At 71.4% G+C, this 23,923-nt stretch carries 25 protein-coding genes and 1 pseudogene; 13 read left to right on the top strand and 13 right to left on the bottom strand.

What is annotated here, in order from left to right; all coding sequences use genetic code 11:
* Positions 1-188: 188 nt before the first annotated feature.
* Entirely contained in the window at positions 189-2,837 is a 2,649-nt protein-coding gene (locus GXP74_RS05085; protein ID WP_225447722.1) for a SpoIIE family protein phosphatase, read from the bottom strand.
* 205 nt (positions 2,838-3,042) lie between these two features.
* Positions 3,043-3,507 carry a (deoxy)nucleoside triphosphate pyrophosphohydrolase gene (locus tag GXP74_RS05080; protein WP_182450217.1) on the bottom strand — a complete coding sequence of 155 codons (465 nt, stop codon included), beginning with the start codon at positions 3,505-3,507 and terminating at the stop codon, positions 3,043-3,045.
* Between the two features lie 269 nt (positions 3,508-3,776).
* On the opposite strand from GXP74_RS05080, the gene GXP74_RS05075 reads away from it, so the two are divergent.
* From GXP74_RS05075 to GXP74_RS05070, 3 genes and pseudogenes are all read left to right on the top strand, one after another.
* Entirely contained in the window at positions 3,777-4,643 is an 867-nt protein-coding gene (locus GXP74_RS05075) for an isocitrate lyase/phosphoenolpyruvate mutase family protein (protein ID WP_182450216.1), read from the top strand.
* A 22-nt stretch (positions 4,644-4,665) separates the two neighbouring features.
* Positions 4,666-4,824: pseudogene (locus tag GXP74_RS40110) on the top strand (prevent-host-death protein); the annotation flags it as partial.
* Entirely contained in the window at positions 4,817-5,080 is a 264-nt protein-coding gene (locus GXP74_RS05070) for a type II toxin-antitoxin system RelE/ParE family toxin (RefSeq protein ID WP_182450215.1), read from the top strand. The pseudogene GXP74_RS40110 and the gene GXP74_RS05070, both read left to right, overlap by 8 nt.
* A 593-nt stretch (positions 5,081-5,673) precedes the next feature.
* On the opposite strand, the gene GXP74_RS05065 is transcribed toward GXP74_RS05070, so the two are convergent.
* The 3 genes from GXP74_RS05065 to ychF form a co-directional block, all read right to left on the bottom strand.
* Positions 5,674-5,928, bottom strand: coding sequence for a Txe/YoeB family addiction module toxin (locus GXP74_RS05065; protein WP_182450214.1), 255 nt, complete (start codon positions 5,926-5,928; stop codon positions 5,674-5,676).
* On the bottom strand, positions 5,925-6,206 hold the full coding sequence (locus GXP74_RS05060) for a type II toxin-antitoxin system Phd/YefM family antitoxin (RefSeq protein WP_182450213.1): 282 nt from the start codon (positions 6,204-6,206) through the stop codon (positions 5,925-5,927). The genes GXP74_RS05065 and GXP74_RS05060 overlap by 4 nt, the downstream gene beginning before the upstream one ends.
* 198 nt (positions 6,207-6,404) lie before the next feature.
* A complete protein-coding gene (ychF, locus tag GXP74_RS05055) occupies positions 6,405-7,478 on the bottom strand; it encodes a redox-regulated ATPase YchF (protein WP_182450212.1) in 1,074 nt (357 codons plus the stop codon).
* Positions 7,479-7,667: 189 nt separating this feature from the next.
* On the opposite strand from ychF, the gene GXP74_RS05050 reads away from it, so the two are divergent.
* Positions 7,668-8,240, top strand: coding sequence for a DUF6542 domain-containing protein (locus GXP74_RS05050; RefSeq protein ID WP_182450211.1), 573 nt, complete (start codon positions 7,668-7,670; stop codon positions 8,238-8,240).
* A gap of 34 nt (positions 8,241-8,274) precedes the next feature.
* On the opposite strand, the gene ppgK is transcribed toward GXP74_RS05050, so the two are convergent.
* Both ppgK and GXP74_RS05040 read right to left on the bottom strand, forming a co-directional pair.
* Entirely contained in the window at positions 8,275-9,015 is a 741-nt protein-coding gene (gene ppgK, locus GXP74_RS05045; RefSeq protein WP_182450210.1) for a polyphosphate--glucose phosphotransferase, read from the bottom strand.
* Positions 9,016-9,081: 66 nt separating this feature from the next.
* Entirely contained in the window at positions 9,082-10,056 is a 975-nt protein-coding gene (locus GXP74_RS05040; RefSeq protein ID WP_182450209.1) for a 4-hydroxy-3-methylbut-2-enyl diphosphate reductase, read from the bottom strand.
* Positions 10,057-10,165: 109 nt separating this feature from the next.
* On the opposite strand from GXP74_RS05040, the gene xseA reads away from it, so the two are divergent.
* The 3 genes from xseA (at position 10,166) to GXP74_RS05025 (ending at position 12,410) form a co-directional block, all read left to right on the top strand.
* On the top strand, positions 10,166-11,407 hold the full coding sequence (gene xseA / locus GXP74_RS05035; RefSeq protein WP_182450208.1) for an exodeoxyribonuclease VII large subunit: 1,242 nt from the start codon (positions 10,166-10,168) through the stop codon (positions 11,405-11,407).
* On the top strand, positions 11,404-11,682 hold the full coding sequence (locus GXP74_RS05030; protein ID WP_182450207.1) for an exodeoxyribonuclease VII small subunit: 279 nt from the start codon (positions 11,404-11,406) through the stop codon (positions 11,680-11,682). Before xseA ends, GXP74_RS05030 begins: the two co-directional genes overlap by 4 nt.
* 122 nt (positions 11,683-11,804) lie before the next feature.
* Positions 11,805-12,410 carry a malonic semialdehyde reductase gene (locus GXP74_RS05025; protein WP_182450206.1) on the top strand — a complete coding sequence of 202 codons (606 nt, stop codon included), beginning with the start codon at positions 11,805-11,807 and terminating at the stop codon, positions 12,408-12,410.
* A 91-nt stretch (positions 12,411-12,501) separates the two neighbouring features.
* Here GXP74_RS05025 and GXP74_RS05020 read toward each other — a convergent pair whose 3' ends face one another.
* A complete protein-coding gene (locus tag GXP74_RS05020) occupies positions 12,502-13,017 on the bottom strand; it encodes a DUF4245 domain-containing protein (protein WP_225447721.1) in 516 nt (171 codons plus the stop codon).
* A gap of 205 nt (positions 13,018-13,222) precedes the next feature.
* Here GXP74_RS05020 and glpX point away from each other — a divergent pair, with 205 nt between their 5' ends.
* Complete coding sequence (gene glpX, locus GXP74_RS05015; RefSeq protein WP_182450205.1) at positions 13,223-14,272, top strand: class II fructose-bisphosphatase; 1,050 nt, start codon at positions 13,223-13,225, stop codon at positions 14,270-14,272.
* Between the two features lie 41 nt (positions 14,273-14,313).
* On the opposite strand, the gene GXP74_RS05010 is transcribed toward glpX, so the two are convergent.
* A complete protein-coding gene (locus GXP74_RS05010; RefSeq protein ID WP_370468373.1) occupies positions 14,314-14,688 on the bottom strand; it encodes a WhiB family transcriptional regulator in 375 nt (124 codons plus the stop codon).
* A gap of 163 nt (positions 14,689-14,851) precedes the next feature.
* The gene (locus GXP74_RS05005) at positions 14,852-15,562 is read right to left on the bottom strand and encodes a DUF1707 domain-containing protein (protein ID WP_182450204.1); all 711 of its coding nucleotides are present in this window, start codon (positions 15,560-15,562) and stop codon (positions 14,852-14,854) included.
* Positions 15,563-15,693: 131 nt separating this feature from the next.
* Here GXP74_RS05005 and GXP74_RS05000 point away from each other — a divergent pair, with 131 nt between their 5' ends.
* The gene (locus GXP74_RS05000) at positions 15,694-17,346 is read left to right on the top strand and encodes a fumarate hydratase (RefSeq protein ID WP_182450203.1); all 1,653 of its coding nucleotides are present in this window, start codon (positions 15,694-15,696) and stop codon (positions 17,344-17,346) included.
* Here GXP74_RS05000 and GXP74_RS40105 read toward each other — a convergent pair.
* Entirely contained in the window at positions 17,321-17,506 is a 186-nt protein-coding gene (locus GXP74_RS40105; protein WP_225447720.1) for a hypothetical protein, read from the bottom strand. The genes GXP74_RS05000 and GXP74_RS40105 overlap by 26 nt on opposite strands.
* A 77-nt stretch (positions 17,507-17,583) precedes the next feature.
* On the opposite strand from GXP74_RS40105, the gene GXP74_RS04990 reads away from it, so the two are divergent.
* Positions 17,584-18,969, top strand: coding sequence for an aspartate ammonia-lyase (locus tag GXP74_RS04990; protein WP_182450202.1), 1,386 nt, complete (start codon positions 17,584-17,586; stop codon positions 18,967-18,969).
* Positions 18,970-19,024: 55 nt separating this feature from the next.
* On the opposite strand, the gene GXP74_RS04985 is transcribed toward GXP74_RS04990, so the two are convergent.
* Positions 19,025-19,606: a hypothetical protein gene (locus GXP74_RS04985; RefSeq protein WP_225447719.1), complete on the bottom strand. Its 582-nt coding sequence runs from the start codon at positions 19,604-19,606 to the stop codon at positions 19,025-19,027.
* 473 nt (positions 19,607-20,079) lie between these two features.
* Between GXP74_RS04985 and GXP74_RS04980 the strand changes: the two genes are divergently transcribed.
* The 3 genes from GXP74_RS04980 (at position 20,080) to GXP74_RS04970 (ending at position 22,752) form a co-directional block, all read left to right on the top strand.
* Positions 20,080-20,634 (top strand): hypothetical protein, encoded by a 555-nt coding sequence (locus GXP74_RS04980; protein ID WP_182450201.1) that lies wholly within the window; start codon positions 20,080-20,082, stop codon positions 20,632-20,634.
* 255 nt (positions 20,635-20,889) lie between these two features.
* Entirely contained in the window at positions 20,890-21,873 is a 984-nt protein-coding gene (locus GXP74_RS04975) for a LuxR C-terminal-related transcriptional regulator (RefSeq protein ID WP_182450200.1), read from the top strand.
* Positions 21,874-22,524: 651 nt separating this feature from the next.
* On the top strand, positions 22,525-22,752 hold the full coding sequence (locus GXP74_RS04970; RefSeq protein ID WP_182450199.1) for a hypothetical protein: 228 nt from the start codon (positions 22,525-22,527) through the stop codon (positions 22,750-22,752).
* A gap of 201 nt (positions 22,753-22,953) precedes the next feature.
* Here GXP74_RS04970 and GXP74_RS04965 read toward each other — a convergent pair whose 3' ends face one another.
* Complete coding sequence (locus tag GXP74_RS04965; protein WP_182450198.1) at positions 22,954-23,919, bottom strand: pirin family protein; 966 nt, start codon at positions 23,917-23,919, stop codon at positions 22,954-22,956.
* Between the last annotated feature and the right edge of the window lie 4 nt (positions 23,920-23,923).

Below are 23,923 nucleotides of genomic sequence, written 5' to 3'. Positions count from 1 at the left end.
CCCAGGAGTACACAACATCAAATCGAGGTAATGAATTGCCGTTTCCGCTTCGGCGGGCCCCCCGATGACCACACCCCCACCACCAAGCCCGCCGACCACTCGGACCGCAGCCGTCCCGCCGGTCCCGCCCGGCTCCGGCACCGCTCTGAGCAGGCAGTCATCGCTGGTGGGAATCGGAACCCTACGCCTCAACCCGCCGAAGCGGGAGGGGCGGGCGGGAGGCTCTGCTCGAACCAGACCACCTTGCCGTCGCCCTCCACCCTGGTCCCCCAGCTGTCGGCGAGCCGGTGGACCAGCTCCAGCCCGCGTCCGCCCTCGTCGGTCCGGGCCGCCTGGCGCTGCCGGGGCGGGTCCGGCAGCGGGTCGGAGACCTCCACCAGCAGCATCCGGTCCTGGAGCAGCCGCAGCCCGATCGGTGCCTGCGAGTACCGGACGGCGTTCGTGACCAGCTCGCTGACCAGCAGCTCGGCGATGTCGGAGAGGTCCGGGACGCCCCACTCGGACAGCGTGGAGCGGACCAGCCGCCGGGCCCGTCCGGGGGCCGAGGGGTCGGCGGTCAGCGTCCACTCGGCGCTGCGGGCGGAGGGGGACGGCTCGGCGGTGCCGAGGCGGGCCAGCAGCAGCGCCACGTCGTCCGGCTCCTGCCCGCGCTCCAGGGTGTCCACGATCCGCTCGCAGGCGTCCTCGATCGAGTCGAAGGGGTGGTTGAAGACGTCGACCAGTCGCTGGGTGCCGACGTCGATGTCCGCCGTCCGGGATTCGACCAGGCCGTCGGTGTAGAGCAGCAGCAGGGTGCCCTCGGGCACGGTCAGCTCGACCGACTCGAACGGCACCCCGCCGACCCCCAGCGGTGTGCCCGAGGGCAGGTCGAGCAGCCGGACCGGCTCGCCCGGGACCGCCAGCACCGGGGCGGTGTGCCCCGCCTTGGCCAACGTCAGCCGCCGGGTGAGCGGGTCGTAGACGGCGTAGACGCAGGTCGCGATCAGTGCCTCGTCCGGGCCCGGGGCCAGGTCGTCGGCCAGGTCGTGGACGTGCTGGAGCAGCGTCTCCGGCGGCATGCCGAGCCCGGCCAGGGTGCGCACCGCGGTCCGCAGCCGACCCATGGTCGCGGCGGCCCGCAGGCCGTGGCCCATCACGTCGCCGACGACCAGGGCGGTCCGGCCGTCCGGCAGCGGCACCACGTCGAACCAGTCGCCGCCGACCTCGGTACCGCTGCTGCCGGGGATGTACCGGTAGGAGATCTCCACGCCGGGCGGGCGGGGCACGGTGCGCGGCAGCAGGGTGCGTTGCAGCATCAGCGCCGCCGCGCGCTCGCGGGCGTACAGCCGGGCGTTGTCCAGCGAGGCCCCGGCCCGGTCGGCGATCTCGTCGGCGAAGGCCATCTCGTCCCGGTCGAAGCCCTCGCGCCGCCCGGCGCGGCAGAGCAGCATGAAGCCGAGGACGATCCCGCGCGCCCGCAGCGGCACCACCAGCATCGAGTGCAGGCCCAGCTCGTACGCCGCCTCCAGCCGGGGGTCGTCCGCCTCGGTGCCCTGCTCCAGCGCCTCCAGCGAGTCCAGCAGCTCGGACACGCCGGTGCCGAGCACCCGGGCGAAGACACTGCCCTCGGGCATCGGGATCTGGTCGCCGAGCCGGATCAGCGACTCGGCGACCGGGTTGCGGGTGATCCCACAGGTACCCATCAGCAGCATCGGCATCAGCTGGTGGTGCGGGTGCCGGGGCAGGTCGTCACCGTCCGCGACGGCCTGGAGCAGCACCACCCCGGCGTAGTCGGCGAGGGTCGGGACCAGCGCGTCGGCCAGCTCCTGGGCGATCCGCCCGGCGTCCAGCAGGTCGCCGATGCGGGCGCCGAGCTCGTTCATCAGCGCCAGCCGACGCCGGGCGTACTCGACCTTGGCCACCGCCCGGTAGCGGTCGGTGACGTCCATGATGGTGCCGGTGATGCCGATGATCTGCCCGGCGCGGTCGTGCAGCCGCGCGTAGGAGACCGAGCGGAAGCCGGGGCTGAACGGGTGCGGACCGGCCACGGTCAGGTCGACCACCGGTTCGCCGGTGGCCAGGACCTGCCGCTGGATCGCGGTGACCTCGTCGGCGGACGCCTCCGGCAGGGTCTCCCCGGCGGTCCGGCCGAGGTGGTCCTCCATCGACACGCCGTTCATCCGCGCCAGCGTCTCGTTGACCCGGACGAAGCGCAGGTCCCGGTCGAAGACGGCGATGCCCAGCGGCGACTGCTCGAACAGGGCGTCCTGCACCGCGAGGTCGTGCTCGACCGCGCGCAGCCGCCGCGCGTCCGCGAGCCGGAGCAGCAGGAACGCCACCCCGTCGCCGTCGACCAGCCGGGACAGCCGGACGTCCACGGTGATCGCCACGTCCTCGCTGTCACGCAGCGCGACCGAACCGCGCCAGCCGCCGCTGCGCTGCACCTGGTCCAGGATCTCCTGCATCCGGGCGCCGCGGACCCGGGCGCGGTCGGCGGCGGCAGGGTCGGTGGCGGCAGCGGCGGCGGGGTCGGCCGGGGGACCGGCGGCGGAGCCGACCGGCTGCTCCTCGCTCAGGAACTCCGCCAGCGCCCGGCCGATCAGCAACTCGCTGGGCCAGCCGAGGAGTTCCTCCGCCGCCGGGCTCCAGAGCACGATCCGGCCGGTCGTGTCCAGCACCGCGATGGCGACCCGGACCGCGTCCAGCATGCTGCCGCCCACCGGCTCCGGCTCCGACGGCGGGGCCATCCGGTTCAGCGGCTGGTCGCCGCCGACCGGGAGGGTCCCCGCCCGGTCGGCCGGGAACGGGGCGGGCGGACGGCCCCGGGTGCCGGACGGGGTGACCAGGCCGTCGGCCACCGGCGCGACCCCGCCGGGGCGCGCCCGCCCGGCCCCGCCGGAACGCGCCGCGTTCCCGACGCCGCGGCTCAGTCGCCGCAGGCGCGCACGAGCGTCGGCGCTCGGCTTTCGGCGTGGCTCCCGCACGTATGTCCCCAGTCCCGGGTCATGGGCAACTACTCGGAGTGAGTAAGCCTCATACTCACATACCCGAACAAAACTGCCCCTACTCCGGCGTACTGGTCAAGTCGGGAGCAGCCGGACCTTCGCCCCGGAGCAGGGCGGCGACCTGCGGCAGCGCGAACCGGTCCTGGTCCAGCCAGTCCACCTCGGGCAGCTCGGCGACGGTCAGCCAGCGCAGCTCGGAGTGGTCCTGCAGCGGCTCGGGGACGCCCGCGAGCAGCTCGGCGGTCCAGATCTGCAGCTCCAGGTCCGCCCGGACCGGCCAGGCCCCGGCGAGCCGGGCCAGCGCCCGGGTCTCCACGCCCAGCTCCTCGCGCAGCTCGCGCTCCAGCGCGGCGGCCGGGGTCTCCCCCGGCTCGGCCTTCCCGCCGGGGAACTCCCACCGTCCGGCGACCTCGGCGGGGGCGCTGCGCCGCGCCGCCAGCACCCGGCCCCGGTGCAGCAGCGCACCGCCGACCACGATCCGCCTGCCGCCGCTGCCGTCCCCGCCGTGCCCGGTCACTGTCATGGGTCAGCAGCCTAGGGCCGCCGGGGGTGGGGGCCGGGCCCGCCTCCGTGGGGGCGAGGCGGGACCGGCCGCACACCGGACGTTAGCGGTCGCAGGCTCCGCCGCCGTTCCCGTCCGGTTTCGATCCGATGACCTGGGCGGGCGGTGGTGATTTTCACCTCAGTGGCACCGGGACAGGTTTGGGCGGATCGGGCCGACCGGTTGACAGTCGCCGACGGTCTCGGGAAATTACCGGCGAACAGCCGCCGGTAACTGATCGAATGACCGCCATGACTGCGAACTCGACTGCCGCCGCCAACGCCGCCCAGCAGGACAAGGCCCTGCTCTTCCACTCGCTGCACACGTCCGCCGCCCCGCTCGCGCTGGCCAACGTCTGGGACGTCGCCGGCGCCCGCCTGGTCCAGCAGGCCGGGGCTCCGGCCATCGCCACCACCAGTGCCGGGGTGGCCTGGGGGCTGGGCGCCGCCGACGGCGGCGGGCTCGGCCGGGAGGACGCGCTGGCGCTGCTCGCCCGGGTGGTCGCCGCGGTGGAGGTCCCGGTGACGGCGGACATCGAGACCGGCTTCGGCGCGACCCCGGCGGAGGTCGCCGAGACCATCCGCGGCGTGCTCGCGACCGGTGCGGTCGGGGTCAACCTGGAGGACGGGCTGGCGGCCGGGGAGCAGACCGAGGACTCCCCGCTGCGGCCGGTGGCCGAGCAGGCCGAGCGGCTGGCGGCGGCCCGGGCGGCGGCGGACGCGGCCGGGATCTCCCTGTTCGTCAATGCCCGGGTGGACACCTACCTGTACGACGCGGGCGAGCCGGAGACCCGGCTGCAGGACACGCTGACCCGGGCGGCGGCCTACCTGGCGGCGGGCGCGGACGGGATCTTCGTCCCGGGGCTGAGCGACCCGCTGGTCATCGCGGCACTGGCCGAGGTGGTCACCGGCCCGCTGAACGTGAGCGGCCGCCCGGGGCTGCCCACCGTGGCCGAGCTGGGCAAGCTCGGCGTCGCCCGGGTCAGCCTCGGCGCGACCGTGGCCGAGGCCGCCTACGCGGTGGTCCGCCGGGCCGCCCAGGAACTCGCGGAGCAGGGCGGCTACAGCGCCCTGACCGAGGCGATCCCCTACCCGGACCTGAACGCCCTGATGTCCTGACCTCCCGACGAACCGGACCGCCCCGCAACCGGCCGCTGTCGTCTCGATCGACGTCCTGCGCAAGTACCAGCGGTGGGAAGAGCAGGAGATCAACCGCATCATCGATGAGCGAATGGCGACCCGCTCAGCCGGAGCGCCCATCGAGGACGTCATGAAGGAGACGCTGGCGCGCAGTGAGTGAGTACCGCACCGTCTTCCGGCCCGAGGCACAGGCCGAACTGCGCAAAGTTCCAAGAGACATGGCGCTGCGCATCCTCGCCGAGCTGACGAAGCTGGAGAGCGATCCGCTGGGCTTCAGCACCACCGCACTCGTGTCCCAACCGGAACGCCGCCGCCTACGGGTCGGCGACTACCGCGTCATCTACACCATCGACAACGGTGAACTGGTCGTCTGGGTGGTGCCTGGCGGTCACCGCTCCAACGTCTACGACACCTGATCCCGGCGCGGGAAACCAACGCGGGCAGCAGCAGGGGCCGACTCGTGCGCGAGTCGGCCCCTGGGATGCGGGGCGGGTCGCGGATATCCCTCGCGACGCGGGATATTCAGCCTCCTGCGAACAAGGGTCCGACCGGCGCGCCAATGGACGGGTTCAGAATCAACTTCGAGATCATCGACCGGACATACCCGTTCCCGCAGATCAGGTTCGGCGGCGACACCGCGAGCAGCGATCGGCACCCAGGAGGGCCTCAGTAAATCCGAGATGGCGTGCCCGCTCGTGCCCGAACATCAGAGACGTAGGCCTTTCCAAGTCAGCGAAGGCCCTAGGGCTCACCTTCCTGAGCGCTTCGCTGACCAGATCGGTAACGCGTGGCTCGCCGCCGACAATCGCCTCGTGAACGGCCCGCTCAAACCCATCCCCACGCGATCCCTTGTCGCGGTGCAGGCGTGAGATCTTCGAGGTCTGCTTGCGACAATTCAGCTACGGCGGAGCTGAATGTCGAACTCAGGGATTCCACGTGCGAAAACCGATGTTTAAAGTAGGTTATCCCAGCATGGAAGAGACGTCCCAGCACACCGGACACTCACCGATCAGTAATGATACCGGGCAGCGAGGATGACGATCTCCTTGTCCGTCACCAGATAGACGAGGCGGTGTTCTTCATCGATCCGTCGCGACCAGGCCCCAGGCAGGTGATACTTCAGCGGCTCCGGCTTGCCGAGGCCCGCGAAGGGGTCACGCCTGACATCTTCGTTGAGCTTGTTGATCCGGGCGAGCATCTTACGGTCGCTCTTGAGCCAGGACGTGTAGTCCTCCCAGCCCTGATCCTCGAATACGAGCCTCACGCGACACCCGCACCTGCGTCCGGCGACTCGGGGTCGATCAACTCACGCTCCGACACGTTGACGTGCGACAGGGCGTTCTCGTACGCCTTGAGCAACCGCCGGGCGTTCGCTGGCGAGCGCAGCAGGTAGGAGCCTTCGCGCAGCGCCATGTAGTCCTCAGCCGAGACAAGCACCGCGTTACCGTGCTTGGAGACGATCTCGATGGCCTCATGGTTCTCGTTGACCTTTTTGATCAGCGGAAACAGTTCCTTGCGCGCTTCACTCGCAGTTATGGACATGACTTCAACCCTCCCATCAAGTGGTACTCAATAACGTGCCACTCTTGGTGTCATCTGAGCGGGGAGCCGACTGCTGGTTACTCAGCTGATCCAGCACCCATCCAGCACGGGGAAAGGCCAGGGGCCCACCTCCGGAGAAGTGGACCCTATCTGACCTGCATGTTTGCCACGCCAGCGACGTAGTGTTATTTCATCCGCTCACACGTTGAAGCGGAACTCGACCACGTCGCCGTCCTGCATGACGTACTCCTTGCCCTCGATCCGGGACTTGCCCTTGGCGCGGGCCTCGGGGATGGAGCCGCACTCGACCAGGTCCTCGAAGGAGACGATCTCGGCCTTGATGAAGCCCTTCTGGAAGTCGGTGTGGATCACACCGGCGGCCTCCGGGGCGGTCGCGCCCTTCTTGATGGTCCAGGCGCGGACCTCCTTCGGGCCGGCCGTGAGGTAGGTCTGCAGGCCCAGGGTCTCGAAGCCGACGCGGCCGAGGGTGGACATGCCCGCCTCCTCCTGACCCATGGACTGGAGCAGTTCCAGCGCCTCGTCCTCGTCCATGCCGATCAGCTCGGACTCGATCTTCGCGTTCAGGAAGATGGCCTCGGCCGGGGCGACCAGGTCGCGCTGGGCCTGCTTGAACTCCTCGTCCATCAGCTCCTCCTCGTCCACGTTGAAGACGTAGAGGAAGGGCTTGGTGGTGAGCAGGTGCAGGTCGCGCACGGACTCCTTGTCGAAGCCGACCTCGAACAGGGTCTTGCCGGACTCCAGCACCTTGGCCGCCGCCTCGGCGGCAGCCGCCGCCACCGCCGACTCCTTCTTCAGCCGGGACTCCTTCTGGAGCCGGGGCAGCACCTTCTCGATGGTCTGCAGGTCCGCCAGGATCAGCTCGGTGTTGATGGTCTCGATGTCGTCCTTGGGCGAGACCTTGCCGTCGACGTGGACCACGTCCGGGTCCTCGAAGGCCCGGATGACCTGGCAGATCGCGTCCGACTCGCGGATGTTGGCGAGGAACTTGTTGCCCAGGCCCTCACCCACGCTCGCGCCGCGGACGATGCCCGCGATGTCGACGAAGTCGACGGTCGCCGGGAGCACCCGCTGCGAGTTGAAGATCTTGGCGAGCACGGCGAGCCGCGCGTCCGGCACGCCAACGACGCCGACGTTGGGCTCGATGGTGGCGAACGGGTAGTTGGCTGCCAGCACGTCGTTCTTGGTCAGGGCGTTGAACAGCGTGGACTTGCCGACGTTCGGCAGGCCGACGATTCCGATCGAAAGCGACATGTGGCGGGATCCTGGAGGGGAGGCGAGACGGGCGGACGGTTCCCCAGTCTACGGAGGTCCGCCGAGGGGTCGGCACCGCCCGGAACCGGGCCGCGGCGGCGCGGGTTCGGGCAGGTTACGGGTGGTCGGGCAAAATCTCCGGCGTGTCCGTCACCACGGGTGACGTTCATCCGACCGTACGTTGGTCCTGTGGAGTACCAACGCAGGTCTGACGAACGCCCCTCCGTCATGGACGCCCCCGGTGTGCCCGGTCCGGCGCGCTCCCCGGAGCCGAGCCGGAGCGGTGCGGTCCGCGGCGGCGGGCTCAGGAGCGGCGGGGCCCGGAGCGGCGGCCTCCGCTCCCGGGGCGACGGCCGGGCGCAGCCGCGCCCCGGCACGCGCGCCCCGCGGCGGCTGACCGCGGTCGGCGGCGGAGTGGTCACCCTCGGCGCCACCTTCGCCGGCGGGGCGCTGGACAGCTGGCTGTTCGGCGGCTCCGGCGTGCTGCTGGGGCTGGCCTACGTGGCGGTGAGCTTCCAGGTGGCGGTCCGGGTGCGGCCGGCCGACCTGGCCGCCGCGCCGATCTGCGGGCCGATCTCGTTCGCGATCACCCTGGGCTGCTTCGGCAGCTCCCCCTCGCCCGGCCTGGCCGGGGACGCCATCGGCCTGGCCAGCTCGCTGGCGACGCGGGCGGGCTGGCTGTTCACCGGTACCGCGGTGTCCGTCGTGATCGCCCTCGCCCGCCACTTCGCGCTGAGCCGGGCGCGGCGGCGGGCGGCCTGAACCGCCGCCGCCGCGGACCCCTCGCCGGGACGGCTCAGCCGAGCTTGGCGGCGGCCATCGCCGCGCCGACGATCCCCGCGTCGTTCTGCAGCTGCGCCGGGACGATCTCCGCCCGCCGCGGCTTCAGCAGCGGCAGGAACTTGTCGGCCTTGCGGCTGACCCCGCCGCCGACGATGATCAACTGCGGCGAGAACAGCTGTTCGACCAGGGCGAAGTAGTCGTCCAGCCGCTCGGCCCAGTGCTGCCAGCTCCAGTCGTGCTCCTCCCGGGCGGCGGCCGACGCGTGCTTCTCCGCGTCCTTGCCGTTCAGTTCCAGGTGGCCGAGCTCGGTGTTGGGCACCAGCACCCCGTCGGAGAACAGCGCACTGCCGATGCCGGTGCCAAGGGTGTGCATCAGCACCACACCCTTGCGGTCCTTGCCCGCGCCGTAGGCCATCTCCGCCAGACCGGCCGCGTCGGCGTCGTTGATCAGCGCCACCGGCAGGCCGAGCGCGTCGGAGAACAGCGCCCGGGCGTCCAGCCCGACCCAGCCCTTGTCGACGTTGGCGGCGGTCAGCGTGTGACCGTCGACGATCACGCCGGGGAAGGTCAGCCCGACCGGGCCCTTCCAGTCGAAGTGGGTGACGACCTTCCGCACCGCCTCGACCACGGTCTTCGGTTCCGCCGGATGCGGGGTGAGTACCTTGAGCCGTTCCTGGGCGAGCTGACCCCGGTCGAGGTCGGCCGGGGCACCCTTGATCCCGGAGCCGCCGATGTCCACGCCAAAGACGTTCACGTCGCAATACCCCTGTTCGTCGTTGAACCAGCAGGTCCAACGTATGGCCTCGGCAGCGTGCCCGCGCTACTTTCCGGCAGCCTCGGCGCGCAGGTCGCGGCGGAGCTCCTTGGGCAGCGAGAACTGCAGGTGCTCCTCGCTGGAGCGGACCTGCTCGACGTCGCCGAAGCCGCGCTCGGCCAGCCATTCGAGCACGCCCTCGACCAGGATCTCCGGGACGGAGGCGCCGCTGGTCAGGCCGACCGTGGCGACTCCCGCCAGCCAGGCCTCGTCGATCTCGTCGGCGAAGTCCACCAGGTGGGCGGCCTTGGCCCCGGCCTCCAGCGAGACCTCGACCAGCCGGACCGAGTTGGAGGAGTTGCGCGAGCCGACCACGATCACCAGGTCGGCCTCGGCGGCGATCTGCTTGATGGCGACCTGGCGGTTCTGCGTGGCGTAGCAGATGTCGTCGCTGGGCGGGCTGGTCAGCAGCGGGAAGCGCTGCTTGAGCGCGCCGACGGTGGCCATCGTCTCGTCCACCGAGAGGGTGGTCTGCGACAGCCACACCACCTTGGACTCGTCCCGGACCCGGACCCCGGCGACGTCCGCCGGGCCGTCGACCAGATGGGTGCGCTCGGGCGCCTCACCCATGGTGCCGACGACCTCCTCGTGGCCCTCGTGGCCGATCAGCAGGATGTCGTAGTCCTCGTCGGCGTAGCGCAGCGCCTCCTTGTGGACCTTGGTCACCAGCGGGCAGGTCGCGTCGATGGTCGCGAGCCGGCCGCGCTCGGCCTCGTCGTGGACGGAGGGGGCGACGCCGTGCGCCGAGAAGACCACGATGGAGCCCTCGGGGACCTCCTGCGTCTCGTCGACGAAGACGGCGCCCTTCTTCTCCAGGGTCTGCACGACGTACTTGTTGTGCACGATCTCCTTGCGCACGTAGATCGGGGCCCCGTACTGCTCCAGGGCCTTTTCCACGGCGATGACGGCACGGTCGACACCGGCGCAGTAGCCGCGCGGCGCGGCGAGCAGGACACGGCGGGGAGCGGTAGCAGCAGGCATGGGCCCAGCGTACCGGCCACCGCGCCGCCCGCCCCGGGCCGACAGCGGGAACCGGGGGCGGGGGGCGGATTCCGGGGGCGCTGTCGGAGCCGCCCGCTACGCTCGGCTCATGGGTGTCGACAGCTCCGCCGAAGCAGCGATCCCGGTGGGCCGGGTCTCCCGGCTGATCGGGGGCTGGATCAACCGCCTCGGGGCGGTCTGGGTGGAGGGGCAGATCACCCAGCTGAGCCGACGGCCCGGGGCGGGCGTGGTGTTCCTGACGCTGCGTGACCCCTCGGAGGACGTCTCGCTCGCGGTCACCTGCTACCGCACGGTCTTCGACCCGGTCCGGGAGCTGGTGGCCGAGGGCTCGCGGGTGGTGGTGCACGCCAAGCCGGAGTGGTACGGGCCGCGCGGGACGCTGTCGCTGCGCGCCGCCGAGATCCGGCTGGTCGGCCTGGGCGACCTGCTGGCGCGGCTGGAGCTGCTGAAGCGGACCCTCGGCGCGGAGGGGCTGTTCGCCGCCGAGCGCAAGCGTCCGCTGCCGTTCCTGCCGCGGTGCGTCGGCCTGGTGACCGGGCGCGCCTCGGCCGCCGAGCGCGACGTGCTGCAGAACGCCCGGCGGCGCTGGCCCGCCGTCCGCTTCGAGGTGCGGAACGTCCCGGTGCAGGGCGTGCGCGCGGTGCCGGAGGTGATCGCCGCCGTCAGGGAGCTGGACGAGCACCCCGAGGTGGACGTGATCATCGTCGCCCGGGGCGGCGGCAGCGTCGAGGACCTGCTGCCGTTCTCGGACGAGCAGCTGGTGCGGGCGGTCGCGGCGGCACGGACCCCGATCGTCAGCGCCATCGGCCACGAGCCGGACCAGCCGCTGCTGGACTACGTGGCCGACCTGCGCGCGTCGACCCCGACCGACGCGGCCAAGCGCGTGGTCCCGGACGTCCGGGAGGAGCTGGCCCGGGTGCACGGGCTGCGCGACCGGGCCAGGTACGGGATCGGCTCCCGGCTGGACCGGGAGCTCAGCGGCCTGACGGCGCTGCGCAGCCGCCCGGTGCTGGCCGCGCCGCGGCGGATGGTGGACGAGCGGGCGGCGGAGGTCTCGGCGCTGCTCGACCGCTCCCGGCGGACCCTGGACCACCGGCTGCACCGGGCCACCGACGACTTGGCGCACACCGTCGCCCGGGTGGTCGCGCTGTCGCCCGCCGCGACGCTGCGGCGCGGGTACGCGGTGCTGCGGCGCGAGGACGGCTCGGTGATCCGCGACCCGGCCGAGGTCGCCGTCGGCGACGCGCTGCGGGCGCGGGTGGCGGAGGGGGAGTTCACCGTGGCTGTCCGGGAGGTCGCCCCGACTCTGACGAATACTCTGGGGTCATGACGAAACAGCAGGAGAGCGACGCGGCGACCGCGGTGGTGGACGACGCCCTGGGCTACGAGCAGGCGCGGGACGCCCTGCTCGACGTCGTCCGCAGGCTGGAGACCGGGGGCGTCTCGCTGGAGGAGTCGCTGGCGCTGTGGGAGCGCGGGGAGCAGCTGGCCAAGGTGTGCGAGCGCTGGCTGGACGGCGCCCGGGCCCGGTTGGACGCCGCGCTGGCGGAGGGCGGCGACGCGGACGGGAGCGCGGGCGACGAGGGCGACGCCGCCGAGGACTGAGCGCCGGAGCAGTGACGTGAATCACTCTCTTCTGGTCTGCTTTGGAAATAGTTGAAACTTCACCTATGTTGATCGAGGCATGCGGCACCACCGCCGCTCCGGATTTCACATGAGGTGTACCCATGACTGCTGCCGACGCGCTCGTGCTCGACCCCGCCGCCCAGGACCTGCTCTTCCGCGAGGCCCGCACCGCGAACAGCTTCACCGACGAGCCGGTCACCGACGAGCAGATCCAGGCCGTCTACGACCTGGTCAAGTACGCGCCGACCTCGATGAACATGTCGCCGCTCCGGGTGCTGCTGGTCCGCTCCGACGACGCCCGCGCCCGGCTGGTCTCGCACCTGGCGGACGGCAACAAGGAGAAGACCGGCAAGGCCCCGCTGGTCGCCATCCTGGCCGCCGACCACGAGTTCCACGAGGAGCTGCCGAAGCTCTTCCCGCACTTCCCCCAGGCCAAGGACCTCTTCTTCGCCGAGCGTCCCGGCCGTGAGGCCGCCTCGAACCTGAACGCCACGCTCCAGGTCGCCTACTTCATCCTGGGCATCCGCGCGGCCGGCCTGGCCGCGGGCCCGATGACCGGCTACAACGCCGAGGGCATCAACAAGGACTTCTTCCCCGACGGCGACCACTCGGTGCTGACCGTGATCAACATCGGCAAGCCCGGCGAGAACGCCTGGTTCCCCCGCTCCCCGCGGCTGGAGTACGACGAGGTCGTCACCACCGTCTGAGCCGCCGCTCCGCACCACAGCGCCCCCGACCGGATCGAATCCGGTCGGGGGCGCTGTGGTCGGTGCGGGCGCGGGCGCGAAGCGCCGGCGCTCAGCTGCTCCGGAGCGCCGCGGCGAAGGTCTCCATCGCCGCGAACGACTCGGTGCCGGTCACCACCGTGGTCACCTTCGGGGTCTCCAGCACCAGCGCCCGGTAGTTGGTGCCCTGGTAGTGGGCCCAGGTCACGCCGTTGACGACGCTGGTCCCGCCGATCTTCACCCCGTTGGTGGTCACACTGGAGATGAAGTCGGCCGCCCCGCCGTTGCTCTGCTGCACCGACACGTACTGCCCGCTCGGGTCGATGTAGCCCAGCGACCACTGCGCGTCCGTCGCGTCCATGCCGTCGTAGTTGACCTCGGTGGCGGTCCAGCCCTTGGGCAGGCCGCTGGGCGCCAGCACCGGATAGGGGGCCGCGCGCCGGGCGGACTCCACCGAGGAGGTGATGCCGCCCTGGACCGCGTGCACGCCGTTCCCGGCCGAGTGCGGGATGAAGTAGTAGATGACCAGGCCCGCCAGCATGACGGCGGCCAGCGACAGGACCATGTCCTTGACTGATTTGGCGCCCATGCCCGGACGCTTCTGCGTCGTCGTGGGAGCTGTGCCGGCTTGCGCTACCGCGTTCTCTGTTGCCACCCGTCCATGGTGGCCCATGGCCCTCGCGCAACCCGGCACCGGGGTCCCACGTGCCGCGCGCCACAGACATACTCGCAGGTCGCGGATACGATCAACACACCCTCATCCGGCCGTCGTCGTACAGAGAGGTACGGGACCGATGACCGAGCAGCACCCGCACAACCAGCACAATCTGCCCTCTTCCCTGGAGGTCGCCCCGGAGGCGCCAGACCGCAACCTCGCCCTCGAACTCGTCCGGGTGACCGAGGCCGCCGCCATGGCGGCCGGTCGCTGGGTCGGGCGCGGCGACAAGAACGGTGCCGACGGCGCCGCTGTCCGCGCCATGCGGACCCTCGTCCACACCGTCTCCATGAACGGCGTGGTCGTCATCGGCGAGGGCGAGAAGGACGACGCGCCCATGCTCTTCAACGGGGAGCGGATCGGCGACGGCACCGGCCCCGAGTGCGACGTCGCGGTGGACCCGGTGGACGGCACCACGCTGACCGCCAAGGGCATGCCGAACGCGGTGGCGGTACTCGCCGTGGCCGACCGGGGCACCATGTTCGACCCCAGCGCCGTCTTCTACATGGACAAGCTGGTCGCCGGGGCGGAGGCGGCCGGAGCGGTCGACATCACCGCGCCGGTCGAGCACAACGTCCGGGCGGTCGCCCGGGCCAAGGGCTGCGCGCCCGAGGACGTCACCGTGGTGCTGCTGGACCGGCCCCGGCACGAGAAGCTGGCCGCCGAGATCCGGGCCACCGGGGCGCGGATCAAGTTCATCTCGGACGGCGACGTCGCGGGCGCGGTCATGGCGGTGCGCGAAGGCACCGGCGTGGACCTGCTGCTCGGCATCGGCGGCACCCCCGAGGGGATCATCGCGGCCTGTGCCATCACATGCCTCGGCGGCGTGATCCAGGGCCGCCTGTGGCCCAAGGACGAGGCGGAGCGGCGCAAGGCGCAGGACGCCGGGCACGACCTGGGCCGGGTACTGCACACCGACGACCTGGTGAGCGGCGACAACGTGTTCTTCGTCGCGACCGGGATCACCGACGGCGAACTGCTGCGCGGCGTCCACTACAAGGCGGAGACCGCCACCACCAGCTCCCTGGTGATGCGCTCCAAGAGCGGGACGATCCGGCGGATCGAGAGCGAGCACAAGCTGTCGAAGCTGCGCGCCTACAGCGCGATCGACTTCGACCGGGCGCGCTAGCCCGGCCCGGGGCCGTCGCCGCAAGGCCGTCGCGGGCGGTTTCAGCCCGCGGCGGCGACCTGGGCGCCGACCCGCGCCGCCTCCCGGAGCTCCTGCTCCCGGCGGCGGCGCCGGGCCAGCACCACCCGGCGCTCGGCGGCGGTGAGCCCGCCCCACACCCCGTACGGCTCCGGCTGGATCAGCGCGTGCTCGCGGCACTCCAGCAGCACCGGGCAGCGGGCGCAGACCCGCTTGGCCTGCTCCTCGCGGGACAGCCGGGCGGCCGTCGGCTCCTTGGAGGGGGCGAAGAAGAGTCCCGCCTCGTCCCGGCGACAGGCGGCATTGGAATGCCAGGGCGTGTCATCCGTGGAGCCGCCGCTACGTGCGGGAACGTGTGAACGATTCGCGTCCAGACGGGCTTCTATCGGGTGAAGCACGGCGCACTCCTGACGGCAGTCTTCGGAGGGGTCCACACCGCCGTACGACCCGGCACGCACGCCGCTGCCGTACGACGAGGCGATGTGAGCCAGGATCTACCCCGCCGACGAACCATCCATGCGCGATACAGACAATCCAATCAACGGACAGTCAGAACCATTCCTACTCAAGGTGCTTGCGCAGTGCGTCTTTCACCTTTCCGGGCTTCTTGCGCTGCGCGCTGACCCCGCCGAAGACGCAGACGGTCTTCACCGTCACCACCGGAGCCGCCGGGCCCTCGCCCTCCTGCTCCTGGATGTCCGAGCCGCCGAAGACGTTGACCCCGCCGCCGCGCAGGGTGACGTGCGGGGGCACCTTGATCTCCACACCGCCGAACACCGCCCGGCAGTCGATCACCAGTTCGGGCTCGTCGAAGACCGCCTCCGACAGGTCGATCGACACCCCGCCGAAGACCACGATCGCCTTGATCAGCGAGCCCACCCGGAACCGGCCCTTGCGCTCGGTCCCGCCGAAGACCGCGATCATCCTCGGGTTCTCCTGCCGCGCGGGCGGCTCCGGCTGCGTCCGCCGCGGCGCGGGGGCGGCGGCCGGGGCCGACCGGTGGACCTCGGAGTGCGCCGGCAGGTCCTTGGTCAGCGGGACCAGTTCGCCCATGGTCTTCGCCGCGTAGACCGAGTCCACCCGCTCCGAGTGCTCCTCGGCGGTCAGCCTGCCCTCCGCGTAGGCCTCGCGCAGCGCCTCGACCACCCGCTCCCGGTCGGCGTCGGAGGCCCGCAGTTCCAGGGCCGGATCGGCGTACGGCCTGGGCTCGGCGCCGCCGGGGGCCTTCTTCAGCGGGTCCGGCAGCGGCTCGGGGAGGGGTGAGTTTTCCACAGCGTGAGGATAGTCACTCGGGCGCGTGCCGGGACAGCCCCGCCCGGGGCCCACACGCCCGCGCCGACTGCATACCCTGAACGGTGCGCGCCGACGACGACGCCCCCGCCCGACCCGTGAGGAATGCACTCATGCCCGACTTCGCCTACACCGACCTGCTTCCGCTCGGCGCGGACCCCACCCCGTACCGGCTGCTCACCACCGAGGGTGTGAGCACCTTCGAGGCGAACGGCCGCCGCTTCCTCCAGGTCGAGCCCGAGGCCCTGCGGCTGCTGGCGGCCGAGGCGATGCACGACATCTCGCACCTGCTGCGCCCGGCGCACCTGACGCAGCTGCGCCGGATCCTGGACGACCCGGAGGCCAGCCCGAACGACCGCTTCGTCGCGCTGGACCTGCTGAAGAACGCCAACATCGCGGCCGGCGGCGTGCTGCCGATGTGCCAGGACACCGGCACCGCGATCGTCATGGGCAAGCGCGGCCAGAACGTGCTCACCTCCGGCACCGACGAGTCGGCGCTCTCCCGGGGCATCTTCGACGCCTACACCAAGCTCAACCTGCGCTACTCGCAGATGGCCCCGCTGACCATGTGGGACGAGAAGAACACCGGCAGCAACCTGCCCGCGCAGGTCGAGCTCTACGCGACCGACGGCGACGCCTACAAGTTCCTGTTCATGGCGAAGGGCGGCGGCAGCGCCAACAAGTCGTACCTCTACCAGGAGACCAAGGCGATCCTCAACGAGTCGTCGATGATGGCCTTCCTGGAGGCCAAGATCCGCTCGCTGGGCACCGCCGCCTGCCCGCCGTACCACCTGGCGATCGTGGTCGGCGGCACCAGCGCCGAGTTCGCGCTGAAGACCGCCAAGTACGCCTCCGCGCACTACCTGGACACCCTGCCGACCGAGGGCTCGGCCGGCGGCCACGGCTTCCGCGACCTGGAGCTGGAGGCCCGGGTGCACGAGCTGACCCAGAAGATCGGCATCGGCGCGCAGTTCGGCGGCAAGTACTTCTGCCACGACGTGCGGGTGATCCGGCTCCCCCGGCACGGCGCGTCGCTGCCGGTCGCCATGGCCGTCTCCTGCTCCGCCGACCGGCAGGCACTGGGCAAGATCACCGCTGAGGGCGTCTTCCTGGAGCAGCTGGAGACCGACCCGGCCAGGTACCTCCCGGAGACCACCGACGCGCACCTGGACGACAACGTCGTCCGGATCGACCTCAACCAGCCGATGTCCGGGATCCGCAGCGAGCTGTCCAAGCACCCGGTGAAGACCCGGCTGTCGCTGACCGGGACGCTGGTGGTCGCCCGCGACATCGCCCACGCCAAGATCAAGGAGCGGCTCGACGCGGGCGAGGGCATGCCGCAGTACCTCAAGGACCACCCGGTCTACTACGCGGGCCCGGCGAAGACCCCCGAGGGCTACGCCTCCGGCTCCTTCGGCCCGACCACGGCCGGGCGGATGGACTCCTACGTCGACCAGTTCCAGGCGGCCGGCGGCTCGATGGTGATGCTCGCCAAGGGCAACCGCTCGCAGCAGGTCACCGACGCCTGCGCCGAGCACGGCGGCTTCTACCTCGGCTCGATCGGCGGCCCGGCGGCCCGGCTGGCCCTGGACTGCATCAGGAAGGTCGAGGTGCTGGAGTACGCCGAGCTGGGCATGGAGGCGGTCTGGCGGATCGAGGTCGAGGACTTCCCGGCCTTCGTGGTCGTCGACGACAAGGGCAACGACTTCTTCGCCGACCCCGGCGACGACCAGCCCCTGATCACCCGCATCCCGGTCCGCGGCTGACCTCCGGTCCGGGCCCCCGGCCGTCCTCGCCGTAGGCGTCGGCGAGGACGGCGGACAGGGCGGCGTAGCGCCGCACCGGGCCGTGCAGCGGCAGGCAGTACCCGGGCAGGTGCTGGGTGTCGCCGGTCACCGCCCAGCCGGTCCGCGTCCGGACCGACACGCCCGGCGGGCGGGAAGCGGGGGTGGGGGTGGGAACAGGGGGGAGGCTGCTGTCGCTGACGACAGTGGAGGTGGGACATGAGCGAGTTCCGGATCGAGCACGACTCCATGGGCGAGGTACAGGTGCCCAAGGAGGCCAAGTGGGGTGCGCAGACGCAGCGGGCGGTGCAGAACTTCCCGGTGTCGGGGCAGCGGCTCGAAGCCGCGCACATCGCCGCACTGGGCCGGATCAAGGCGGCCGCGGCGACCGTGAACGCGCGGCTGGGGGTGCTCGACGGACCGGTGGCCGAGGCGATCGCGGCGGCGGCGGCGGAGGTGGCGGCCGGGCGCTGGGACGCCGAGTTCCCGGTGGACGTGTTCCAGACCGGCTCGGGTACCTCGTCCAACATGAACGCGAACGAAGTGATCGCCACCTTGGCGGGCGAACGACTGGGCCGGGCGGTCCACCCCAATGACGATGTCAATGCCAGTCAGTCGTCGAACGATGTCTTTCCGAGTTCCATTCACGTGGCGGCGACGGCGGCCGTCAGCCAGGACCTGGTACCGGCGCTGGAACACCTCGCGGCGGCGCTGGAGCGCAAGGCCGAGGAGTTCGCCGAGGTGGTGAAGTCGGGCCGGACGCACCTGATGGACGCCACGCCGGTGACCCTCGGCCAGGAGTTCGGCGGCTACGCCGCCCAGGTGCGGTACGGGGTGGAGCGGCTGCGGGCGACCCTGCCCCGGGTCGCGGAGCTGCCGCTGGGCGGCACCGCCGTCGGGACCGGGATCAACACCCCGCCCGGGTTCTCCGCCGCGGTGATCGCCGAGGTCGCCCGAGCCACCGGGCTGCCGCTCACCGAGGCCCGCAACCACTTCGAGGCCCAGGGCGCGCGGGACGGCCTGGTCGAGCTGAGCGGCCAGCTGCGGACGGTCGCGGTGGGCTTCACCAAGATCGCGAACGACCTCCGCTGGATGGGCTCGGGACCCCGGACCGGACTGGGCGAGATCAACCTCCCGGACCTCCAGCCGGGCTCCTCGATCATGCCCGGCAAGGTCAACCCGGTGATCCCGGAGGCGGTGGTGATGGTCGCCGCGCAGGTCCTGGGCAACGACGCGACCGTGGCCGCGGCGGGCGCGGCCGGGAACTTCGAGCTGAACGTGATGCTGCCGGTGATCGCCCGCAACCTGCTGGAGTCGATCCGGCTGCTGGCCAACGTCGCCCGGCTGCTCGCCGACCGCACGGTCGACGGGATCACCGCCAACACCGAGCGGCTGCGCGAGTACGCCGAGTCCTCCCCGTCCGTGGTGACCCCGCTGAACCGCTACATCGGCTACGAGGAGGCCGCGAAGACCGCCAAGCAGGCGCTGGCCGAGCGCCGGACCATCCGCGAGGTGGCCCTGGAGCGCGGCTACGTCGACCAGGGGAAGCTCACCGAGCAGCAGCTGGACGAGGCCCTGGACGTGCTGCGGATGACCCGGCCGTAGCGGACCCGCCGGTGGCCGGACGGCGGCCCGGCGGTGGGTCAGCGGGCCGGGGTGGTCAGTAGCCCGCCATCCCGGCCGAGGCCGACAGCGAGCGGGCGTAGCCGACGCGGGCGTTGTAGTCCTGGACCTGCCCCACCGAGGTGACCGGCAGCTGGAGCTGGTGCAGCAGGCCGGGGCCCTGGACGACCACCTGCACCGAGCCCTCGGTGCGCTCCTCCTTGGCGAGCAGGAAGAGCAGGCCGAGCAGGCAGAAGAAGAAGAAGATCACCGCGCAGACGATCGCCCAGACCGGCAGCGTCTTGGTGGTCCGCGACATGTCGGTGAAGGACCAGGTGACCTGGCCGACCGGGCAGCGCCCGCTGGGGGTGATCACCTCGGTCTGGGTGCAGACGATGTCGCCGATGGTCACCAGCGTGTTCGAGGGCAGCTGGAGCATCGGCTGCATGCCGGAGCCCCACGGCTGACCGGGCTGCCCCGGCTGGCCGTACGGGTTCCCCTGCTGCTCGTAGGGATTGCCCTGCTGCTCGTACGGGTTGCCCTGCTGCTCGTACGGGTTGCCCGGGGGCAGCGGCGGCGGCGTGGGCGGACCCCAGTTCGGCGGCGGCGGAGTCGACCCGTTCCAGGGGGGTGTGCTCACAGGTCGGATCCTTATCGTGCCGAAGTGGTCGTCGCAGTCGTCGCACCGAAGAATAGTGTCCGCGCCCGGTCCCGGCCGGGCTTTCCGCAGCCGGGGTGCGATCGTCCCGGAATGCGGACGCTGACCGTTCGCGACACCACCCCCGGTCCGGTGCCGTCGGCTGCCGTTCGAATGGGCATGTCCGCGACGGTTCGGCAGCGCTGAACCCTTTGCCGCAGGCAGCAGCATTGACGGCTTTGACATGCACTTATGCCATCGAGCCGTGATCACCGCGGGCCTCGAACGGCGCAGGGGTGTCCCGTTCGGACAGGCATGTATAGGCCACCGGACTTTGATGGACACCTGTACGACGCACAGGCAAGGATCAGGACATCCCCCCGGATGGGCCGCCGGCGCCGGCCGCCTGAACGTCAAGCCCCTGTCCCCGTAGGGGACTTGATGTTACCAGGTCAACTATCTCGATGGAGCGGAACATGAGCGAGCTTTACGGCGTGGACCAGAAGAGCCGCGCCACCGAGGACGATCTCGCCGCCGACGCGCGCCGTTGCCTGCGGGTCTTCCTTGCTGCTCCTTCACTGCGCCTCACCGGACCGGCGGACGGGGTCTTCCCGCTCGCCCTGCGCGGCAAGGTCACCGCCCTGCGCGACGCCCTGCTGGACGCGGGTGTCACCGTCTACAGCCAGCACCACGACGACTGCTGGGCCACCCGCGGCCTCGGCACCGGAATCCGCGTCCCCTCCGCGTTCCGCGGCATGCAGTCCGCCGACCTGGCCTTCGCCTATGTCGAGGCACCGCTCTCGGCCGGGGTCGGCATGGAGCTCGGCTGGGCCTCCGCGCTGCGCAAGCCGCTGGTGCTGCTGGTGGACCACGCCGTGTCGCACAACCCGATGATCTCCACGCTGGAGGAGGTCTGCCCGGTGCTGCCGATCCAGTTCGACTCCAACTGGTCCGCCAAGAACCTCCAGCACGCCGTGGTCACCGCACTCGACTGGGCGGACACCTCGCTGGCCTACCCCGAGTCCGCCTGAGCGCGGCTGCCGGGCGGAGGGTGCCACCGAATGGCGTTCATCTGGTAATCCTTGTAGGTCGGATGAGCAGGCAGCTGCCCCGAGCGACGGGAGGACCCAGATGCAGTGGATGGCGGATACGTACCTCTACCGACGGCGTGACCTCACACTCCAGGCCGAAGGGCCCCCGCAGCAGCCCGGCCCGGTGACCTCCGTCGCCGGGCCACACGTGCGCCACCGGGCCGACGAGAGCCGCTCCGGCCGGACCGTGGCCCCGTGAACGACGACCTGCTCGGCGAACTGCCCGCCGAGGCAGTCGAGCTCTACCTCCAGGCCGTGGAGAGCGGAGCCATCCCGATCACCCCGCCACCGCCCGCGGACGACGCCGATCCGGTGACCGACCACCGTCAGCGTCTGCTCGATCTCGGACTGCTCAAACCCGGGGTCAAGCGACCGGTGCTGGTGCCGGTGGACCCGGAGACCGCGGCCGCGCAGCAGGAGCGCCGCGCGGCGGCCCAACTGGCGCGCGCGGCCGAGCTGCGCGGCCACTGGCAGACGCTGACCACCGCCTACCGCGCGGAGCGCGCCTGGCACGACGAGACCTCGCTGGTGCAGTACGTCGCCGGCAAGGAGGCCGTCGGCCAGCAGCTCCAACTGGTGCTGAGCGGGCCGGTGAAACGGCTCCGGACGATCCAGCCGGGCGGGCCGCGACCGGCCGAGCTGATCAGGGCGACGATCGCCTCGGAACTCGAAATGGCCCGCCGGGGCATCCAGCGGCAGATGCTCTACCAGGACTCCCAGCGGCACCACGCCCCGAGCGTGCAGTTCGTCCGGACGGTGACCGAGGCCGGGGCCGAGGTGCGGACCCTGCCGCACCTGCCGGACCGGGTCTTCCTGATCGACGACATGGTGATGTACCCGCTGGACGGCGACACCGAGATCGCGGTGTTCAACCGTGAGCCGTCCATGGTGGCGTTCATAAACCGGCTGTTCGAGCAGAATTGGGAACGGGCCTCGCCGTTCGAGGAGCGCCCGGAAATAGCGCGGGGAAAGCAGTTGTCCGGGGAGCAGCGGCGGATCATCCGACTGCTGGTCAGCGGAATGACCACCGAGGCCATCGGCTCGGCGTTGGCGATGTCCCTGCGGACCGTCAACCGGCATCTGGAGAAGACCCGGAAGATCTTCGACGCGGACTCGCTGGCGGAACTCGCCTACCGGATCCGGGGGGAATACCCGGACGGGCTGCCCGCGGACTGGTGACTGGTGCGTCGGCCCGGCAAGGGGCCGGACACCGGCGGCCGGACGCATTCCGGCGCGAAGGGACCTCGATCACCCCCGAGATCGAGGCCCCTCGCGTCGGAACGAGGCGAACCCATCATCTACCAGGCCAATCGTCCAAGGGATCGCCGTCGAACTGACCGACGGCCAGGTTGAACGCTATGCGTTCGCGCCGTCCCAGACGATGTCGGCGGGGGACGCCGTTCCGACCCGCTGGGCGTCCCAGACGATGTCGACAGCGACCGACTTTCGCGGCTGGGCGTTCCGGACCGGGCCATTTGCCACGACGGCGGTGAGGACCGCAGCAGCAACTAGTCCCAGAGACACAAGCACCGTACGAACGCGCCGTGCGCGCATCTCGGCTCCTCTCGGGGCGGGATCATCCGCCTTCCGTACTGACGTTCCGGATTAGCTTAAGTACGCTATGGATGGTACGGCATGCTCATGTTCCCCGGCTGCCCCCTCATCTCACAGATTCCTTCGGCCGTCACGAATCTGACCGGTTCTCAAGCTTGTGCCCGGCCGGGGGTGGCCGCCCGGTTCATCGGCGACAGCGTGGATCGCACCGCAATTCACGCTTTCCTCAAGGTGGAACCCTCCCTACCACGGGCTGTCTTGAGGGAAGATGGAGACATGACAACAGGGACAGCGGGGGATGTCTTGGGCGCACTCGCCCGGCTGCACCAACTCGCGGTCAGCCAGGCCCAGGAGCGGGCGGAATTGATGCGTGAGGCTGCGACCATCGGTGCCAGTGCGGAGCAGATCGCCCTCGTCCTGGGTGATCCGCTGGACCAGGTGCGCGGAATCGTCGGCCACAGCGCGGAAGGCCCGGACTCCACCACCGCCGCCTTCTGGTCCTGAGCACCACCGTCCCCACCGCTCCGACCCGCCACCGGAGTCGGGGATTCCGAGGCCGCCACCCATCCGCGATCTTGACCGGAACGCATCAGGTTCGGCTAAACCGACGAGTTCCGGCCAGGCCGGAACCACCGTCGCTGTCCGGATGCCTACCCTCACCCCGGCGGCGGCCGGGGCCCGGCGACCGCCGCCCGGGCGGGCGGGTCAGCGGGCTCGTCCGCGCGGCTTGAGCGGAACCGGCGGGAGCTCCGGGGCGGGCAGTCGCGCGCCGTGGTACCCGTGGACCTCACCGAAGCCGGAACCGGTCATCCACTCGGTACGCGCCCGGGCGATCTCCTCCCCGGACCGGCCGACGAAGTTCCACCACATCACCAGTTCCTCCGCGAACGGCTCCCCGCCGAGCAGCAGCAGGGCGCTGTCGGTGGCGGCGTACAGCGGCAGTTCGCGGCGCCCGCAGCCGAGGTAGAGCATCGAACCGGGCTCGACCCGGACCCCGTCCACGTCGGCGGCACCGGACACGGCCAGAACCGCGTACTCGAAGTCCGGGTCGAGCGGCGCGCGGACGCTCGCGCCCTCGGTGAGCGTCAGGTCCGCGCCGAGCAGCGGCGAGTAGGTGCTGCCGGGTGAGCGGGAGCCGTCCCACTCGCCGAGGATGACGGTGGCCCGCAGGCCGGGGGCGGTGACCTCGGGCAGTACCGGATGGTGCTGGAAGTGCGGCTCGGTGTGCCGGTGCTCGTCGGGGAGCGCGACCCACAACTGCGCGCCGTGCAGCAGCGGGCCGTGACCGAGCGGGGACTCCTCCGAGTGCGCGATGGCGCGCCCGGCCGTCATCAGCCCGAGCTCGCGCGGCCGGACGGTGGCCAGGCTGCCGAGGCTGTCCCGGTGGGTCACCTCCCCCGCGTGCAGCCAGCTCACCGTCTGCAGCCCGATGTGCGGGTGCGGGGCGACCCGCATGCCGGGCCGGTCGACGATGTCGTCGGGCCCGTAGTGGTCGACGAAGCACCAGGCACCGACCATCCGGCGGCCCAGGTTCGGCAGCAGGCGGCGGACCACGGTGCTCTCACCGAGCGGCACCCGCTTGCCGGTCAGCAGCTCGTGCACCGGCGCGGCGGAGACGTCGTCCCGGCCGCCGCAGACCCGTGCCCGCGGGGCGGTCTCAAGGTTGCTCATGCGA

This window comes from Streptacidiphilus sp. P02-A3a, assembly GCF_014084105.1.
Lineage (GTDB): Bacteria > Actinomycetota > Actinomycetes > Streptomycetales > Streptomycetaceae > Streptacidiphilus.
Note: the sequence above shows the minus strand (reverse complement) of the source record. Positions and strands in the feature narration are given on the sequence as shown.

Coding starts and splice junctions, on each gene's coding strand:
- GXP74_RS05080 (WP_182450217.1), bottom strand. CDS start 3,507: ATGACAGTGACCGGGCACGGCGGGGACGGCAGCGGCGGCAGGCGGATC.
- GXP74_RS05075 (WP_182450216.1), top strand. CDS start 3,777: ATGACTGCGAACTCGACTGCCGCCGCCAACGCCGCCCAGCAGGACAAG.
- GXP74_RS05060 (WP_182450213.1), bottom strand. CDS start 6,206: ATGTCCATAACTGCGAGTGAAGCGCGCAAGGAACTGTTTCCGCTGATC.
- ychF (WP_182450212.1), bottom strand. CDS start 7,478: ATGTCGCTTTCGATCGGAATCGTCGGCCTGCCGAACGTCGGCAAGTCC.
- GXP74_RS05040 (WP_182450209.1), bottom strand. CDS start 10,056: ATGCCTGCTGCTACCGCTCCCCGCCGTGTCCTGCTCGCCGCGCCGCGC.
- xseA (WP_182450208.1), top strand. CDS start 10,166: ATGGGTGTCGACAGCTCCGCCGAAGCAGCGATCCCGGTGGGCCGGGTC.
- GXP74_RS05030 (WP_182450207.1), top strand. CDS start 11,404: ATGACGAAACAGCAGGAGAGCGACGCGGCGACCGCGGTGGTGGACGAC.
- GXP74_RS05025 (WP_182450206.1), top strand. CDS start 11,805: ATGACTGCTGCCGACGCGCTCGTGCTCGACCCCGCCGCCCAGGACCTG.
- GXP74_RS05020 (WP_225447721.1), bottom strand. CDS start 13,017: ATGGGCGCCAAATCAGTCAAGGACATGGTCCTGTCGCTGGCCGCCGTC.
- glpX (WP_182450205.1), top strand. CDS start 13,223: ATGACCGAGCAGCACCCGCACAACCAGCACAATCTGCCCTCTTCCCTG.
- GXP74_RS05000 (WP_182450203.1), top strand. CDS start 15,694: ATGCCCGACTTCGCCTACACCGACCTGCTTCCGCTCGGCGCGGACCCC.
- GXP74_RS04990 (WP_182450202.1), top strand. CDS start 17,584: ATGAGCGAGTTCCGGATCGAGCACGACTCCATGGGCGAGGTACAGGTG.
- GXP74_RS04980 (WP_182450201.1), top strand. CDS start 20,080: ATGAGCGAGCTTTACGGCGTGGACCAGAAGAGCCGCGCCACCGAGGAC.
- GXP74_RS04970 (WP_182450199.1), top strand. CDS start 22,525: ATGACAACAGGGACAGCGGGGGATGTCTTGGGCGCACTCGCCCGGCTG.
- GXP74_RS04965 (WP_182450198.1), bottom strand. CDS start 23,919: ATGAGCAACCTTGAGACCGCCCCGCGGGCACGGGTCTGCGGCGGCCGG.